The following is a 15,337-nucleotide window of genomic DNA, read 5'->3' as shown; positions in this document are numbered from 1 at the left end:
GCCTGCAACCGGGACAGCGTCCCATACAACCCAAGGAGACCGTCGATGATGTTCAAGAAAGTTGCGATTGCTGCCGCTTGCGTGGCTGCAGGTATGGGGGCCTTGGTGGCCTCGCCCGCCGTGCAGGCTCAGGAACAGTTTGTGCCGTTGCTGGTGTACCGCACGGGGCAGTTTGCACCGCTAGGCATTCCATGGGCTGATGGCAAGCAGGACTACCTGAAGCTGGTCAACGCCAAGGGCGGCATCAACGGCGTGAAGATCAAGTTTGAAGAGTGCGAAACAGCGTATGACACCGCCAAGGGCGTGGAGTGTTACGAGCGCCTGAAAAACAAAGACGGCGGTGCTTCAGGCTTTGATACCCAATCCACCGGCATCACCTTCGCCGTAACAGACAAAGCCCCCGGCGACAAGGTGCCCGTGGTGACGCCCGGCTATGGCCTGTCGCAGTCGGTTGACGGCAAGGTCTTCGAGTGGAATTTCCCACTACTGGGCAACTACTGGACAGCCGCTGACTCCATCATTCAAGACATTTTGAAGAAGGAAAAAGGCAGTCTCAAAGGTAAGAAGATTGCCCTTGTCTATCACGACTCGCCTTATGGCAAAGAGCCTATTCCTCTACTTGAAAAGCGCGCCGCCAAGGATGGTTTTGAGTTGATCAAACTGCCCGTAACGGCCCCCGGCGTGGAGCAGAAATCCACTTGGCTGCAGATTCGTCAAAACCGCCCTGACTATGTGCTGCTGTGGTCTGCAGGCGTGATGACGCCGACTGCTGTGCGTGAGGCGCAGGCCACCGGCTATCCGCGCGAGAAGATGTACGCCGTGTGGTGGGGCGGCTCTGACCATGATGTGAAAGACATTGGCGCTGGTGCCAAGGGTTACAACACCGTGACCATCCACAACACGGCAGAGAGCGACAAGGTGCATGCCGACGTCAAGGCCATGCTTTATGACAAAGGCCAAGGCACGGCCAAAGACGCCAAAGAGCTGGGCCAGTTGGCACACACCCGCGGCATGATGATTGCCATGCTGCAAGTCGAAGCCATTCGCACTGCACAAGACAAATACGGCAAGGGTAAATCCATGACACCCGAGCAAGTTCGTTGGGGCCTGGAGAACCTGAACATGACGCAAGAGCGCTTGAATGAGTTGGGCTTTGGCAAGATCATTCGCCCCTTCAAAACCAGCTGTGAAAACCACTTGGGCGCCGACTGGGCACGTATCGCGACATGGGACGGCAGCAAGTTCAAGGTGACGTCTGATTGGTATCAGGCCGACAAGTCCATGGTGGATCCGCTTTACAAAGAGTTTGCGGAAAAGTACGCCAAAGAAAAGAACGTGAAAGCTCGCAGCTGCAGCTAATCAGCCCACAGGTCCAGTCCATTACGGGCTGGACCTGTTTCAAGAGAAATACGCCTCAAGCGCTTAGCAATCAAGCGCAAGCAGCTATCAATTTAGAGATCATCAGGTGATGCCATGAGTGATACAGCTCCCACAGTCTCCGCCACTACACAGCCTGTGCCGCTGGTGGAGGTCAATGGCATTGAGGTCATTTACAACCACGTGATCTTGGTGCTCAAAGGCGTGTCGCTACAGGTGCCGCATCAAAGCATCGTTGCCCTGTTGGGCGGCAATGGCGCAGGCAAGACGACGACGCTGCGCGCCATCTCCAACCTGCTCAAGGGCGAGCGCGGTGAAGTCACCAAAGGCGGCATCACGCTAGAGGGCGAGCAAATTGCCAATCTCTCGCCAGCTGACTTGGTCAAGCGCGGCGTTGTTCAAGTCATGGAGGGGCGCCACTGTTTTGCCCACCTGAGCATTGAAGAAAACCTGCTCACAGGCAGTTACACCCGAACTGACAAAGGTGAGATTGCTGCCAACCTAGAGAAGGTGTACAACTACTTTCCCCGCCTCAAAACCCGGCGCACCAGCCAAGCTGCCTATACCTCGGGCGGCGAGCAGCAAATGTGCGCTATTGGCCGCGCGCTGATGAGTAACCCGCGCATGGTGCTGCTCGATGAGCCCTCGATGGGCCTTGCCCCGCAGATCGTGGAGGAGGTGTTTCACATCGTCAAAGACCTCAACAGCAAGGAAAAAGTCACCTTCTTGCTGGCTGAGCAGAACACCAATATGGCGCTGAAGTATGCCGACTACGGCTACATCATGGAAAGCGGCCGCATCGTGATGGATGGCCCCGCTTCTGATCTGGCCAGCAACGAAGACGTCAAAGAGTTTTATCTCGGCGTCGGCGGTGGCGAGCGCAAGAGTTTTAAGGACGTCAAAAGCTACAAACGGCGCAAGCGCTGGTTGGCTTGATGGATACCCCCTGAGCGGCTTTGCCGCTTCCCCCAAGGGGGACGATAGCCTCGCTGCGGGGCGACCCTTGCTTGCTGTCTCTGACTTTGGATTGCGCCAGTTTTAAAGATTCGCCCTTCTCCTGAATTTTTCTTTTCACAGGATTTGCCATGAGTGCTTTCTACGACGCGCTGGAAACGCGCAGCCCTGATGAACGCGAAGCAGCATTGATGGCTTCGCTGCCCACCCAAATCGCCCATGCGCAGCAGCGCTCTGGCGCTTTTGCGGAGATTCTCAAGGGTGTGGATGCCAGTAGCATCACCTGCCGCGCGGCTCTGGCTCAGTTGCCTGTGACACGCAAAAGCGAGCTATTAGAGCGTCAGGCCGCACAGCGCCCGGTACAGATTTTTGGAGGTTTTAACGCCATCCATCTGGGCGTTGAAATGCCCCGCTTGTTTGCCAGCCCCGGCCCCATTTATGAACCCGAAAGCCGTCGCCCAGATTACTGGCGCATGGCGCGCTCCATGTACGCCGCAGGCTTTCGCGCGGGCGAGCTGGTGCACAACTGCTTTTCTTACCACTTTGTGCCTGCAGGCTCGATGATGGAAACCGGCGCACATGCCTTGGGCTGCACCGTGTTTGCTGGCGGAACGGCACAAACCGAGCAGCAGGTGCAAGCCATGCTCGACCTGCAACCCGCAGCCTATGTCGGCACACCTAGCTTTCTCAAAATCATTGTTGAAAAAGCGCAAGAGATGGGCGTCAAGCTACCTTTTTTGCGCAAGGCCATGGTTAGCGGGGAGGCCTTCCCTCCATCGCTATGCCAGTGGATGCGCGAGCATGGCATTGACGCTTATCAGAGCTATGGCACAGCCGATCTGGGCCTGATCGCCTATGAAACCTCGGCCCGCGAAGGGCTGGTGCTAGACGAAGGCGTGATCGTAGAAATCGTGCGCCCCGGCACCGGCGACCCGGTGACTGAAGGCGAGGTGGGCGAGCTGGTGGTCACCACACTCAACCCCGACTACCCGCTGATTCGCTTTGGTACAGGTGATCTGTCCGCCTATCTGCCCGGCCCGTGCCCCACAGGCCGCACCAATGCCCGCATCAAGGGCTGGATGGGGCGCGCCGATCAGACCACCAAGGTGCGCGGCATGTTTGTGCATGCCAAGCAGGTGGCTGAAGTGGTCAAGCGCTTCCCACAAATTGGCAAAGCCCGTCTAGTAGTGACCGGCGAGATGGCCAACGATCAAATGCGGCTGCTGATCGAAACCACGGAAACTGCCGGTGGCTTTGCCCAGAAGGTGATTGATGCCCTGCGCGAGGTCACCAAGCTTCGCGGTGAGGTGCAGATGGTCGCACCAGGCACTCTGCCCAATGACGGCAAGGTGGTCGAAGACGCTCGTTCTTACGAGTAACTGGGCAACGACAACCCAATACTCAAGGTTCATTATCAAGTGCATTCAACGCATTAAGTAACCGGAATCGGCACGAGTCACATGCGCGACTACACACGATTTGCGCAAGCGCAAACATGATGTGAACACACGCCAACCAGAGGGATAACACCTAGAAAAAACCTAAGCCCCTACGGTTTAACGCTCCCTAGAATCCGTTCCTACGTTACAGGCTGCCAACTGTCTTGGCCCTTTGAAACGTTTTTACAGGGAGAACACCATGAAAACCATTTTCAAGATCGCCGCCGTTGCTCTGGCCGCTACCGCCGCCATCAGCAGCCATGCCGACACTTATCCTGTCGCAGGCAAGTCGATCACGATCATCGTGCCATTCACGGCTGGAGGCCCTACGGACAAAGTGGCTCGCGACTTGGCTGAGTCCATGCGCAAGCAGCTGGGCAACGCCACCATCGTTATTGACAACACCGACGGCGCAGGCAGCTCCATTGGTACCGCCAAGGCATCGCGTGCCAAAAACGATGGCTACACGCTGCTGCTGACGCACATCGGCATGTCCACCATTCCTACGCTGTACCGCAAGCTGTCCTTTAACGTGCTCACCGACTTTGAGTACGCCGGCATCATCAACGATGTGCCCATGACGCTGATCGGCCGCCCCACGCTGCCCGCCAAGAACTTTGCTGAAGTCAAGGACTGGGTTAGCAAGAACCAAGGCAAGGTCAATCTGGCTAACGCCGGCGTAGGCTCCGCATCGCACCTGTGCGGCCTGATGTTCCAGTCGGCACTGCAGCAAGACATGACGCCCGTACCTTACAAGGGCGCAGCTCCCGCGATCGCCGACCTGATGGGCAATCAGGTGGACCTGTTGTGTGACCAGACCACCAACACCACCTCGCAGATCGCTGCCAAAAAAGTGCAGGCCTATGCTGTAACCACCACCAAGCAGCTGACTACGCCTGCCCTCAAGGATCTGCCCACACTGCAGTCTGTGGGTCTGAAGGACTTCAACGTCACCATCTGGCACGGCCTGTACGCGCCTAAGGGCACACCTGCCGACGTTGTCAAGAAGATCAATGAAGCGATGAAGACTGCGCTGAAGGACCCCGAGTTCATCAAGCGCCAAGAAGCACTGGGCGCTGTGATTGCGTCAGATGACCGCATCACCCCAGCAGGCCACAAGAAGTTTGTGGAAGCTGAAATCGCCAAGTGGGGCAAGGTCATCAAGGCCGCCGGCATTTACGCTGATTGATACTGCGCTTGCGCCAAAAACAAAAGCCTGCGTTTGCAGGCTTTTGTTTTTACTGGGCAGTTGGTGTCTCTACCAAGTCACATCCTTGCCTTCAGCCACACTGCGGCGCAGCATATCGATGAGTGGCACCACTCTCTGAGCCAGACCAACGTTGTCATGGCTCGCTGACTCTGCATCTTCATCCTGTGATTCATCCTCAGGCTGTGCTTTTGGCTGGAGATGCTCTTGTTCAGCTGCCGCTTCCAGAGCCGCAATCGCAGCAGGAATTTGCTCTACGGTAATGATGCCTTGCGCATCATCTGGGGACTTGCCGATGATCTCCAGCAGCTTGCGGGCATTGGCATCCAGCATGATGAGATCTGCGGTCGCGCGAGATTTGAATTTATAGGCCATGGCGCTGCTCCTTTATAGGTCAATAAATTTGGGTCTGTTGAGGTTGGCTCGAAGTCGCGAAGAAGGCGTCTGTGGCGCTACAACGCAATCTTCGATCAATTCTTAACAGACCCTAGTAGCTGGAAGTGTGCCTAACTTCGTAGCTCACACCAAGCTCATCAAGCTTACGCCTTAAGCAGCTTTTGATAAGCCTTCAAAGTAGCGGGGGCCACCGACTGCAGCACCTGCTCGTAAGCCGTTTTGTGACGTGCCAGCAGGCGCATAGATGCCACGGTACGACCACGGCAAAACCAATGACAGGTGTGTTGCATCAGCATGAGCTCAGCCGTCATGGTGAAGGCGCGGCGTTTGCGATCATCGTCATCATCGGTGGCTTCGCTCACGCGGCTCGCCGCAATGGCTTTGGCGTGCAGCTTCATTAACTCGCGCATATCTACAGTAGCCGATGGGATCACCCGGGTCATATACGGCAGAGCCAGCGGCAAGGTACTGGCGCGCGTTTGCTCAGCTGGCAGCGCAGCAAACTCGTCTGCAAAACGTTGAAATTGGCTTGCCAGACTTCCCTCATTGCCCTCCAGCGTAGGCCAAATTTGCGCACGGCGCTGAGCATCAGGCTCGCCTGCGGCACGCAGATAGCCCTCCATTAAATTGGCCATCAGCTTTTCAATCTGAAAGCGCGATAGATGCTGAGCGAGAAGCTGAGTGTGCTGCCTTTGCTCCTGCTTCTTGAGCACAAAGAGCACAGCAGTGACGATGATGACGAGAGTGAAAAAATCCATGAAACAGAGCCAAGCACGCAGACAAGCGCAATGAGAAAAAGAATAAGTGTAGTCAGCCTAACGATGCGCCAAGAATTGGCAGCGTAATTCTCGGGATTACGGCTGCGCTGGGTGGCGATTACCTGTTTATTGACTACTGGCTGCTCGATAAATGGGTGAGACCACCCTAGGGTTAGCCACGTATGCGGCTTCAGCGGCTTTTAAGAAAGTCTAGCCAGACTCCTTAGATACCTATTTATTCGCTGCCGTTGTGTCCCATCTAGACTCCGCCCTTCCCCCTTCGCGCAAACGATTTTTCCAGCCTCGTACCCCTCAGTTCATCGCTCTGGCTCTGGCACTTTGGCTGACATTGACAGCCAATTGGGCCTTGTGGCTGCGCCTGCCTGAGTTAGAGGGCTATCACGGCAGCCTGAGCCTGCTGGTCATACGCGTGTTGCCGCTGGTGCTGGGTGCCAGCCTGCTGATCACTGCCTTATTCGCTTGGCCGCGCTTTACCAAGCCTTTTTGGATTGCACTGTTGCTAGTGGCAGCCAGCGCCCAGTACTTTATGGTCAGCTACGGCACCGTAATGGATAAGGGCATGATTCACAACATCTTGCAAACAGATGCGCGTGAGAGTGCCGACCTATTCAACATCAAGCTCATAGCACAGATGCTGGTGATCGCCATACTGCCGGCCATCTGGCTGTGGAAAACACCTCTTAAGCCTGCCCAAGGCATTCTGCGCAATATGCTGCGTACGGTGCTCGTGCTCGTGCTTGGCGCAGCGCTTATCGCCGCCGCGCTTGCCGTGTCATACAAAGATCTGGCCCCCGTAGTACGCAACAACCTGTGGCTGCGCTACATGTTCAACCCGATCAACCCCGTGCTTTCAGCCGCATCGGTAGCGCTAGACCCAATCATTAACAAGCCCAAGCCCTTTGCCAGCATCACCACGGGCGCAGCGCTGGGCACAAGCTATGCCGCAGCGCCAAAGCCGCCGCTACTGGTGCTGGTGGTGGGCGAGACAGCTCGCGCCAAGAATTTCAGCCTTAACGGCTATGAGCGCGACACCAATCCTGAGCTGAGCAAGCTCGACGTACTGAGCTGGCGCAACGCACGCTCGTGCGGAACTAGCACTCGCGAGTCCGTTCCCTGCATGTTCTCCAATCTGGGGCGCGAAGGCTATTACGCCTCCAAGGTCGAACATGACAACTTGCTAGACGTCATACAGGCCGCTGGGCTGGCCGTGCTGTGGATTGACAACCAGGCAGGCTGCAAGGGCGTGTGCAAGCGCATCCCCATGGCCGATACCGCCGACAGCATCAACACCCCTGCAGGCAAGGCGCTGTGCGGCAAAGATGGCGAATGTCTGGACGGCCTGCTGCTGAGCGGCTTGGACGAGCGCATCGCCAAGCTGGACCCCGTCCGCCGCGCCAAGGGGCTGGTGCTGGTCATGCACCAGATGGGCAGCCATGGCCCCGAATACTTCAAACGCTCCACGCCCGACCTCAAGGCCTTCAAGCCCGAATGCGCCACCAATGCCCTGTCAAGCTGCAGCAAAGAAAGTGTGGTCAACGTCTACGACAACTCCATTCGCTACACCGACCACTTCTTGGCTCAGACCATCAGCTGGCTCAAGGGGCAGCAAGACCAATACGAAACCGGCATGTTCTACATGTCTGATCACGGCGAATCACTGGGCGAGCTGGGCGTGTACCTGCACGGCATGCCCTACGCCATGGCTCCTGTAGATCAAAAGCATGTGCCCATGATTGCTTGGCTTGGAACCTTGGGCGCACGCACCCAGCTTGACCAAAGCTGCCTGAGCAAGACGCTCGATCAGCCGCTTTCGCACGACAACCTGTTCCACACGGTGCTGGGCTTGGTGGATGTAACGTCACCCACTTACCAGCGACCTATGGATGCTTTCTCCAGCTGCCGTACCGCTAGCTAAATCTCAGCCCTTCAGAACAAAAAAGGCCTGCCGGATAAATCTCCGACAGGCCTTTTTTGATCCAGTTAATCTAAAGCAATGTTATTCGTCGTTCACTCTCCTTGAGAGCCGCGATGTGCCCAGCCAGTCGTGTGCTTTTCAACCAGATTGAACAGCTCATACATCACCATGGCCATCGCGCCCACGACGATGAGGCCAGCAAAAGCCAAACCCATTTGCATGGATGAACCGGCAGAGACCAAGAGGTAGCCAATACCCTCATTGGCAGCCGTCATCTCACTCACGGTGGTGCCCACAAACGCCAGTGTGATCGCCACTTTGAGCGAGCCAAAGAAGTAAGGCATTGAGCGCGGCAGACCTACCTTGATCAGCACATCCCAGCGCTTGGCACCCAGCACACGCAACACGTCTTCTAGCTCTGGCTCTAAAGTCGCCAGACCCGTCGCAATATTGACCATCACGGGGAAGAAGCTGATGAGAAAGGCCGTCAAGATCGCCGGGCCTGCACCAATACCAAACCAGACCACCAAGATCGGCACAAACGCTGCTTTTGGCAGTGCATTAAAGGCCGTCATCAGCGGGTAGAAAGCGGCATACGCCAGGCGCGAAGAGCCGATCAAAAAGCCCAGCAGCACGCCTACCACAATGGCCAGACCAAAGCCCGCCATGGTCACCCAGTAAGTGCGCCACGCGTGCATGGCAATCGTGCCGGCAAACTCATACAACTGCTGGCCTATGGCCCAGGGGCTGGGGAAGATAAATTCCGACACCCCAAAGCCCGAGCAAATCACCTGCCACAGCAGAACGATCAGCAGCAGCAAGACCCAAGGCGCCCAACGTTCAGCGGTTTTTCTATGCTTCATGGTGCGCCTTATTGGTTGATAACAGTGCTGCTCGTCGCACCACCTTTGCGCATGGCGCCGATATGGCCGCGCAGTTCATAAACGATGTCTGAAAACTCTGGCGTGTACGTCACTTCCAAATCACGCGGGCGCGGCAGATCGATATCGCGGCGCACCACAAAGCGGCCGGGGCTCTTGCTCATCACATAGACGGTATCGGCCAGAAAAACGCTCTCGCGCAGGTCGTGCGTGACCAAGATCACGTTGAATTTTTGCTCGGCCTGCAGGTCACGCAAAATGCACCACAGCTCTTCGCGGGTGAATGCATCCAGCGCGCCAAAGGGCTCGTCGAGCAGCAGCATTTGCGGCTCATGAATCAAGGCACGGCAAATGCTGGCACGTTGCTGCATACCGCCCGAAAGCTGCCACGGAAATTTGTTTTCATAACCGGCCAAGCCCACTTTGGCCAGCAGTGCAATCGCACGCGCCTCGTACTCTTTGCGCTTTTTCTTGAACTGGGAGCGGTGCGGCTCCACGATCTCTAGCGGCAGCAGCACGTTATCCAGTGTGGTGCGCCAAGGCAGCAAAGAAGATGACTGAAACGCCATGCCCGAAATTTTGAGCGGCCCTGTCACGCGCTCACCGGCAACCGTGATGCGCCCAATGGACGGCATCTTCAACCCCGTGGTGAGCTTCATAAAGGTGGACTTGCCACAACCCGAGGGGCCAACGATGGCGATGAATTCGCCACGTTTCACCGTGAGATTAATAGCCTCCACCGCAAATTGATTGGCCTGCAGCAACTCTTCGTTGTAAGCCAGCCAAACATCTTTGAATTCGACAAACGGCCCTGCCGTTTCAGTATCTGAAGTATTCATACAAAACAGGGCGGTAGTGCTCATCATTCAAGCACATACCGCTATCAATCCATGAGCAATTATTTTTTCGGGAAAACGTCGAGATCGGCCGCAGGCGGCAGAAATCGGCCGTTCCAGACCTGATCAGGATTCACGCGTGTCTTGGTCGCATAGACATCAGACACTTGCGACGCCATCAGCGTCATGCGCGTGGGGCTGATCTGTCCAAAGCCTTCAGAACGGGCATCGGCAGTGTTGACCACACCATCCAGCGCCAGCTGCAGACGGCGGGTTTCCATGGCCGTGTTGACGATGCCGTCACGTTCCTTCACATAGGCGATGGAAGCCGCTGGGTTCGCCATCACGTCCTTAGCGCCTTTGGCAAAGGCTTTAAGGAACGCACGAATGGCTTCAGGGTTCTCGCGCACCATCTTGGCACTGGCAATGATGGCGTTGCCGTAGTGCTTCACACCGTTGTCCGCATAAGGCATGACCACCACATCTGCGGCCTTGACGCCACGCGTCTCCAGATTCAACATCGATGTGAAGCTAAAGCCTGTGATCGCATCAATATCACCACGCACCAGCATGGTCTCGCGCAGCGGCGGGTCCATCGTCGTCCATTGCACATCGCCTACCTTGTTGGCCTTGGCAAACAACGGAAAACCACGGCGACCGCCATCAAAAACCGGGGCACCCAGCTTCTTTCCCGTCAGATCGGCAGGCTTGGAGATACCTCTTTTTTTCAGCGCCAGTACTGCGGAGGGTGTGCTGTTGTAGACCATCATCACAGCCACGGGCTTGTCTTTGACGTCTGGGTTGTTGGCGTAAAACTCCATGAGCGCCGCCAGATCCGCAAAGCCCATGTCATACGCGCCAGAAGCCACGCGCTGAATCGCGCCGCCGGAGCCGCTGCCTGCATCCACCACCACATCCAGACCTGCTGCCTTGAAATAGCCTTTGGCAACAGGCTGCAAAAACAGGGCAGAAGGTCCCTCAAAGCGCCAGTCCAGCTGAAACTTGATGGGCGTGGCGGCAAAGGCTGCCGTGGCACTGGCGTATGCGCCCAGAGCCAGCACGGTCTTCATGAACAGTCGCTTGTTTTGCATGACGGATTCCTCTCTCTCGGTGGCTTATAAAAATTTAATGCGTTCATCAACTAAGCAATTGGCGTGCCTGCTTTTAACGCCACCCTGAAAAACAGCCCCTGCGACTCACAACAGTGCACGCTGCACAACATCGTGCATGCCTTCAAGCGCCGCTACGCACCAAGTTGAAGCAATGCACCAAAAACAGCATCACCCCCTTGAAATCCTTTCTGGCACGTGGTTTGCTGCACTCAAATTAAGAGTAGAAGCGTTCAGCACGGTGCACTGTTCCCGGCAAAAGGGAGGCAGCAGCTTCGCGGGTCATTGCTCTTGAAGTGGGCGCGACTTTGGCCGCGCCTGTTCATCAGACTTCAGCGGCCCGCTGACGCACTAAGCCGATCCATGCGCGAGCGTCTGAAGTCATCGCAAGAGAAAAATGGATGCAAACCATGAATGCCAGCCAACCCGTTTACACACTGGGCGAACTCGACAAGGAAGCCCGCATGGGCGCACAGGGCGCGGAGACCCATGCCCGTGAAGTGCGCGTAATCGATATCAGCAACTTTGAAGCACGCAAACCAGAAATTGCCGAGCAGCTGTGGAGCGCTGCGGTAGACATCGGCTTCTTTCAAGTTTCAGGTCACGGCATTGCGCAAACTGATATTGATGCGGCCTTCGAGCGGGCGCGGCAGTTCTTTGCCCTGCCCGCAGCAGTCAAAGCGCAATGGCCACTGACACGCAATGCCGGCTGGGAGCACAAAGCGCAAATTCGCCCCTCCACCAAGACGCCAGACCAAAAAGAGTCTTATCAAGTAACGCGCCCGCGCATGCAAGGGCTGTGGCCCTCGCAAGAGGAGCTTGCAGGCTTTCAGCAGGCCACGCTGGAGTTTGAGCAGCAATGCTGGCAAGTGGGTATGCAACTGCTTTCTTGCTTTGCGTACAAGCTGGGCTTTGATGAAGACTTCTTTACCCGCGCACACAACCCGGCAGTGCTCAGCTACCAGAGCACGCTGCGCATGCTGCATTACTTTGCGGTGGACCCTGCACTCAAAGACGAAGCAGGCCTGTGGCGTGCTGGCGCGCATACGGACTTTGATTGCCTGACCCTGCTGTTCCAGCGCGACGGACAAGGCGGCCTGCAGGTGCTGCCCGGCAAAGAGGCAGAGGCCCAGCAATGGACGCCGGTCAAGCCGGTCGATGGCGTCATCACCTGCAATATCGGCGACATGCTCATGCGCTGGAGCGATGACCAGTTGCCCAGCAATTTCCACCGCGTACGCAACCCGCTGCCGCATGAATATCAAGGTTCGCGCTACAGCTTGGCATTCTTTTGCCAGGCCAATGAAGATGCAGTGATCGAAGGCCCGGCCAAAAAATATCCGCCCATCACAGGGGCGGAATATTTGCGTCAACGCATCTCAGCGAACTTCTCGAACAGGTACTGACACCCCCTTCCCCCCTCTCTCGCTACGCCGGTGGGGGACGATGTAGGCCGTGCCAGTTTTAAAGACTTGATTACTTCAAGGAAGTGATCAGATCGATGTATAGCTGCTTGGCTTCATCGGCCGATGTGCCTTCTAGCTTGGCCCAAGCATCCCACTTGGCGCGGGCCACCATGTCAGTGAAGCTGGGCTTCTTGCCTTCGTTGTCACCCTCTGTCGCCTGCTTGTACAGAGCATAAATCTTGAGCAGCGTGGCGTTATCGGGGCGCTCGCTGATCGAGGTGGAATTCTTGACTGCGTCTTCAAACGTGGCGTTCAGATCGGACATGTGAGGCCTCCTGGGGATTTAAAAATCCAGATCAGTGTAGCGAAGATTTGGTCAAATTAGAACGATCGTTCTTTTTTAGATGCAAACCCTGATCATAAAAAAAGGCTGGCATCAAGCCAGCCTTTGCACCATCAGCATGCATTAGCTTCGCGTCGGCTCTGCCAGCCAGCGCTGGGCCAGTTTGACCCAGAAAGTAGCGCCCAGCGGAATCAACTCGTCGTTAAAGTCATAGCTGGGATTGTGCAATGTGCAGGGGCCGCCGCCGTGGCCCAGTGCGCGGTGGTCGCCATCGCCGTTGGCGATAAAGCAATAGGCACCGGGCTTTTCCAGCAGCATGAAGGCAAAGTCTTCGGCGCCCATGGAAGGCTCTTGAGCCACCACACCTGAATCACCCAAAATCTCGCGCATCACGTTCTGCGCAAATTCGGCTTCGGGTGCGGTGTTGATGGTGGGCGGGTAGTTGCGCACAAACTCAAATATGCATTGCGTGCCGTGGGCCGCACACAGTGATTCGCTGATCTGCTTCATGCGCTGCTCGATCAAATCCAGCACTTCCAGCGAGAAAGTGCGCACCGTGCCTTGCAGCTCTACGCTGTCGGGCACCACGTTGGTGGCCTCGCCTGCATGAATCATGGTCACAGAGATCACGCCCGCTTCAATCGGCTTCACATTGCGGCTAACGATGGTCTGAAACGCCATGATGAGCTGGGCCGCCACAGGCACCGGGTCCACCACCATATGGGGCATGGCCGCGTGGCCACCCTTGCCGCGCACCACGATCTTGAACTCATTGCTCGAGGCCATCGCTGGGCCCGCACCCACAGCCATGGTTCCGGCCTTCATGCCGGGCCAGTTGTGCATGCCGTATACGACCTGCATGGGGAACAAGGTGAACAGACCGTCATTGACCATCTCACGCGCACCGCCGCCGCCTTCTTCTGCGGGCTGGAAGATGGCGTAAACCGTGCCCTCAAAACTGTCACGGTGGGCAGCTAGGTATTGCGCAGCAGCCAGCAGCATGGCGGTGTGGCCGTCGTGGCCGCAGGCGTGCATTTTTCCGGCGTGGCGACTGGCATGTTCAAAGGTGTTGAACTCCTGCATGGGCAAGGCGTCCATATCGGCGCGCAGGCCAATGGCGCGACCACTCTTGCCGCCATCGCGGCCGTGGATGATGCCTACGACACCGGTCTTGCCCAGCCCACGATGGGTGGGAATGCCCCATTGCTCCAGCTTGTCTGCGACTAGATCAGAGGTGCGAATTTCTTCAAAACACAGCTCTGGATGGGCGTGAATATCGCGACGCAGCGCGGCAATGTAAGGGGCGCTTTTTTGAAGTTCGGGCAGCAGGGCCATGCGCTCTCTCCTTGGGGTCATCATTAGCAAAACGCAATGATGACCCAAAGTCAAAGCGGCTGAAGCCTCGCTACATCAAAGCCTCACACTCAAGCCTCACACGCGCACCTTGCCATCGCCGGTGAGCATGGACAACTCCACAAAACCGGGCTTTCCGGCTTGAGGGCGAAAGGCAATGGGGAAGCCCGCCACACGCTGGCCATTCATGGCGTCGAGCGCTGCAACCAGTCCATCGCGCTGCAAACGATTGGCAGCCGCTGCAGACTTCAATGCGTCGCCTACAACGCGTGCGGCCAGATAGCCTTCAAGACTTGAGTAGTTCGGCGGCCACGCTTCACCACTTTTTTGCAGCGCTGCGAGAAACTCACGGCTGAGCGGATTTGAGGTTTTAAAGGGCGAGGGAACGACTTGGCTGACCACCACGCCTTCAGCTTCTTTGCCCAACTCTTGTGACAGCGCCGATGTGCCCACAAACGAGACGTTATAGAACTGCCCGCCGTAGCCCGCTTGGCGCGCCGCACGCACAAAGGCTGCGCTGGCGCCATAAGTGCCGACTTGCACAATCACATCCGAGCCCAGTGTGAGCAGTGACTTGACGGCCTTGGTCACGTCCGTAGAGTTGCGCTCTACCGTGGCAGCGCCCACGGGCCTGAGACCGTGGCTTTGAAGCGCCACCGTCACGCCATCCATACCCGACTGGCCATAAGCATCGTTTTGGTAGAAAACCGCAATCTTCTTGAGCCCCAGCGCCACCAACTGCTTGACCATCATCGCGGTTTCATCGGCATAGGATGCGCGCAGATTAAAGACGATCTGCGCCAACTTGGGGTCGCGCAAGCCAGCACCACCAGTGAGTGGAGCAATCAGCGGCACCTTGGCTTTTTGCAGCAGGGGCAAGGCCGCCATGCTGGTGGGGGTGCCCAGATAACCAAACAATGCCGTCACATCATCGGACAGAAATTTTTGTGTGTTTGCCACACAGCGATCTGGTTCATAGCCGTCATCTAGCGTGCGCAATTCCACTTGACGGCGGCCCACGCCACCTTGGGCATTGAGCTGATTGAAGTACAGCTTTGCGCCTTGAGAAAACTGAATTCCCAGCTGTGCAGAAGGCCCAGTCAGCGCGCAAGATTGGCCCAGCACGATGGGACCTGTCGCTTCTTGCGCATAGCTATTGAGGCCTAAAACTCCAGCTGTAACACCCGCAGTGGTGGTCACAAATTGACGACGATTCAAACCCATTCGTTTGTCTTCCATTGTTCTCATCTCTTAACTGACTGCTGATGGCTAGGAGCTAAATGCACCCGCTTCGTTATGTCGCATTTCACGTTTTTGACATTAATGCCAGTCGCATAATAGG

General features: G+C 56.6%; 14 protein-coding genes. 6 read left to right on the top strand and 8 right to left on the bottom strand.

Annotated features, from left to right (window positions below; translation table 11 throughout):
* Nucleotides 1-45: 45 nt before the first annotated feature.
* The 4 genes from KUF54_RS14500 to KUF54_RS14485 all read left to right on the top strand — a co-directional run bounded on the left by KUF54_RS14500 (nt 46) and on the right by KUF54_RS14485 (nt 4,959).
* Nucleotides 46-1,359, top strand: coding sequence for an ABC transporter substrate-binding protein (locus KUF54_RS14500; protein WP_219343477.1), 1,314 nt, complete (start codon nt 46-48; stop codon nt 1,357-1,359).
* Between the two features lie 114 nt (nt 1,360-1,473).
* Nucleotides 1,474-2,313, top strand: a complete 840-nt coding sequence (locus KUF54_RS14495; protein WP_219343476.1) for an ABC transporter ATP-binding protein — start codon at nt 1,474-1,476, stop codon at nt 2,311-2,313.
* 149 nt (nt 2,314-2,462) lie between these two features.
* Nucleotides 2,463-3,710 carry a phenylacetate--CoA ligase family protein gene (locus KUF54_RS14490; protein WP_219343475.1) on the top strand — a complete coding sequence of 416 codons (1,248 nt, stop codon included), beginning with the start codon at nt 2,463-2,465 and terminating at the stop codon, nt 3,708-3,710.
* 259 nt (nt 3,711-3,969) lie between these two features.
* Nucleotides 3,970-4,959, top strand: a complete 990-nt coding sequence (locus KUF54_RS14485; protein WP_219343474.1) for a tripartite tricarboxylate transporter substrate-binding protein — start codon at nt 3,970-3,972, stop codon at nt 4,957-4,959.
* A 69-nt stretch (nt 4,960-5,028) separates the two neighbouring features.
* Here KUF54_RS14485 and KUF54_RS14480 read toward each other — a convergent pair whose 3' ends face one another.
* Both KUF54_RS14480 and KUF54_RS14475 read right to left on the bottom strand, forming a co-directional pair.
* On the bottom strand, nt 5,029-5,352 hold the full coding sequence (locus tag KUF54_RS14480) for a DUF1840 domain-containing protein (protein ID WP_219343473.1): 324 nt from the start codon (nt 5,350-5,352) through the stop codon (nt 5,029-5,031).
* 164 nt (nt 5,353-5,516) lie between these two features.
* Entirely contained in the window at nt 5,517-6,131 is a 615-nt protein-coding gene (locus KUF54_RS14475; protein ID WP_219343472.1) for a hypothetical protein, read from the bottom strand.
* Nucleotides 6,132-6,381: 250 nt separating this feature from the next.
* Between KUF54_RS14475 and KUF54_RS14470 the strand changes: the two genes are divergently transcribed.
* A complete protein-coding gene (locus KUF54_RS14470; protein ID WP_219343471.1) occupies nt 6,382-8,067 on the top strand; it encodes a phosphoethanolamine transferase in 1,686 nt (561 codons plus the stop codon).
* 92 nt (nt 8,068-8,159) lie between these two features.
* Here the strand turns inward: KUF54_RS14470 and KUF54_RS14465 are convergent, their stop codons facing one another.
* From KUF54_RS14465 to KUF54_RS14455, 3 genes are read right to left on the bottom strand one after another with little or no spacing between them, the layout of a single operon-like run.
* Entirely contained in the window at nt 8,160-8,930 is a 771-nt protein-coding gene (locus tag KUF54_RS14465; RefSeq protein WP_219343470.1) for an ABC transporter permease, read from the bottom strand.
* Nucleotides 8,931-8,938: 8 nt separating this feature from the next.
* Nucleotides 8,939-9,787 carry an ABC transporter ATP-binding protein gene (locus KUF54_RS14460; protein WP_219343469.1) on the bottom strand — a complete coding sequence of 283 codons (849 nt, stop codon included), beginning with the start codon at nt 9,785-9,787 and terminating at the stop codon, nt 8,939-8,941.
* A 59-nt stretch (nt 9,788-9,846) separates the two neighbouring features.
* Complete coding sequence (locus tag KUF54_RS14455; protein WP_219343468.1) at nt 9,847-10,875, bottom strand: ABC transporter substrate-binding protein; 1,029 nt, start codon at nt 10,873-10,875, stop codon at nt 9,847-9,849.
* A gap of 428 nt (nt 10,876-11,303) precedes the next feature.
* Between KUF54_RS14455 and KUF54_RS14450 the strand changes: the two genes are divergently transcribed.
* The gene (locus tag KUF54_RS14450; RefSeq protein WP_370627549.1) at nt 11,304-12,299 is read left to right on the top strand and encodes an isopenicillin N synthase family dioxygenase; all 996 of its coding nucleotides are present in this window, start codon (nt 11,304-11,306) and stop codon (nt 12,297-12,299) included.
* A gap of 70 nt (nt 12,300-12,369) precedes the next feature.
* Here the strand turns inward: KUF54_RS14450 and KUF54_RS14445 are convergent, their stop codons facing one another.
* The 3 genes from KUF54_RS14445 to KUF54_RS14435 form a co-directional block, all read right to left on the bottom strand.
* Nucleotides 12,370-12,624, bottom strand: a complete 255-nt coding sequence (locus KUF54_RS14445; RefSeq protein ID WP_219343466.1) for an acyl-CoA-binding protein — start codon at nt 12,622-12,624, stop codon at nt 12,370-12,372.
* A gap of 141 nt (nt 12,625-12,765) precedes the next feature.
* Nucleotides 12,766-13,977 (bottom strand): M20 aminoacylase family protein, encoded by a 1,212-nt coding sequence (locus KUF54_RS14440; protein WP_219343465.1) that lies wholly within the window; start codon nt 13,975-13,977, stop codon nt 12,766-12,768.
* Between the two features lie 96 nt (nt 13,978-14,073).
* Nucleotides 14,074-15,234: an ABC transporter substrate-binding protein gene (locus KUF54_RS14435; RefSeq protein ID WP_219343464.1), complete on the bottom strand. Its 1,161-nt coding sequence runs from the start codon at nt 15,232-15,234 to the stop codon at nt 14,074-14,076.
* Nucleotides 15,235-15,337 lie beyond the last annotated feature (103 nt).

The sequence above is a fragment of the Comamonas sp. Y33R10-2 genome (assembly GCF_019355935.1).
In the GTDB taxonomy this organism is placed as follows: domain Bacteria; phylum Pseudomonadota; class Gammaproteobacteria; order Burkholderiales; family Burkholderiaceae_C; genus Comamonas.
Note: the sequence above shows the minus strand (reverse complement) of the source record. Positions and strands in the feature narration are given on the sequence as shown.

What these genes read in the sequence shown, in the direction of transcription:
- KUF54_RS14490 (WP_219343475.1), top strand. Translation starts at nt 2,463, where the DNA reads ATGAGTGCTTTCTACGACGCGCTGGAAACGCGCAGCCCTGATGAACGC.
- KUF54_RS14495 (WP_219343476.1), top strand. Translation starts at nt 1,474, where the DNA reads ATGAGTGATACAGCTCCCACAGTCTCCGCCACTACACAGCCTGTGCCG.
- KUF54_RS14485 (WP_219343474.1), top strand. Translation starts at nt 3,970, where the DNA reads ATGAAAACCATTTTCAAGATCGCCGCCGTTGCTCTGGCCGCTACCGCC.
- KUF54_RS14450 (WP_370627549.1), top strand. Translation starts at nt 11,304, where the DNA reads ATGAATGCCAGCCAACCCGTTTACACACTGGGCGAACTCGACAAGGAA.
- KUF54_RS14440 (WP_219343465.1), bottom strand. Translation starts at nt 13,977, where the DNA reads ATGGCCCTGCTGCCCGAACTTCAAAAAAGCGCCCCTTACATTGCCGCG.
- KUF54_RS14455 (WP_219343468.1), bottom strand. Translation starts at nt 10,875, where the DNA reads ATGCAAAACAAGCGACTGTTCATGAAGACCGTGCTGGCTCTGGGCGCA.
- KUF54_RS14460 (WP_219343469.1), bottom strand. Translation starts at nt 9,787, where the DNA reads ATGAATACTTCAGATACTGAAACGGCAGGGCCGTTTGTCGAATTCAAA.
- KUF54_RS14435 (WP_219343464.1), bottom strand. Translation starts at nt 15,234, where the DNA reads ATGGAAGACAAACGAATGGGTTTGAATCGTCGTCAATTTGTGACCACC.
- KUF54_RS14465 (WP_219343470.1), bottom strand. Translation starts at nt 8,930, where the DNA reads ATGAAGCATAGAAAAACCGCTGAACGTTGGGCGCCTTGGGTCTTGCTG.
- KUF54_RS14445 (WP_219343466.1), bottom strand. Translation starts at nt 12,624, where the DNA reads ATGTCCGATCTGAACGCCACGTTTGAAGACGCAGTCAAGAATTCCACC.
- KUF54_RS14475 (WP_219343472.1), bottom strand. Translation starts at nt 6,131, where the DNA reads ATGGATTTTTTCACTCTCGTCATCATCGTCACTGCTGTGCTCTTTGTG.
- KUF54_RS14480 (WP_219343473.1), bottom strand. Translation starts at nt 5,352, where the DNA reads ATGGCCTATAAATTCAAATCTCGCGCGACCGCAGATCTCATCATGCTG.
- KUF54_RS14500 (WP_219343477.1), top strand. Translation starts at nt 46, where the DNA reads ATGATGTTCAAGAAAGTTGCGATTGCTGCCGCTTGCGTGGCTGCAGGT.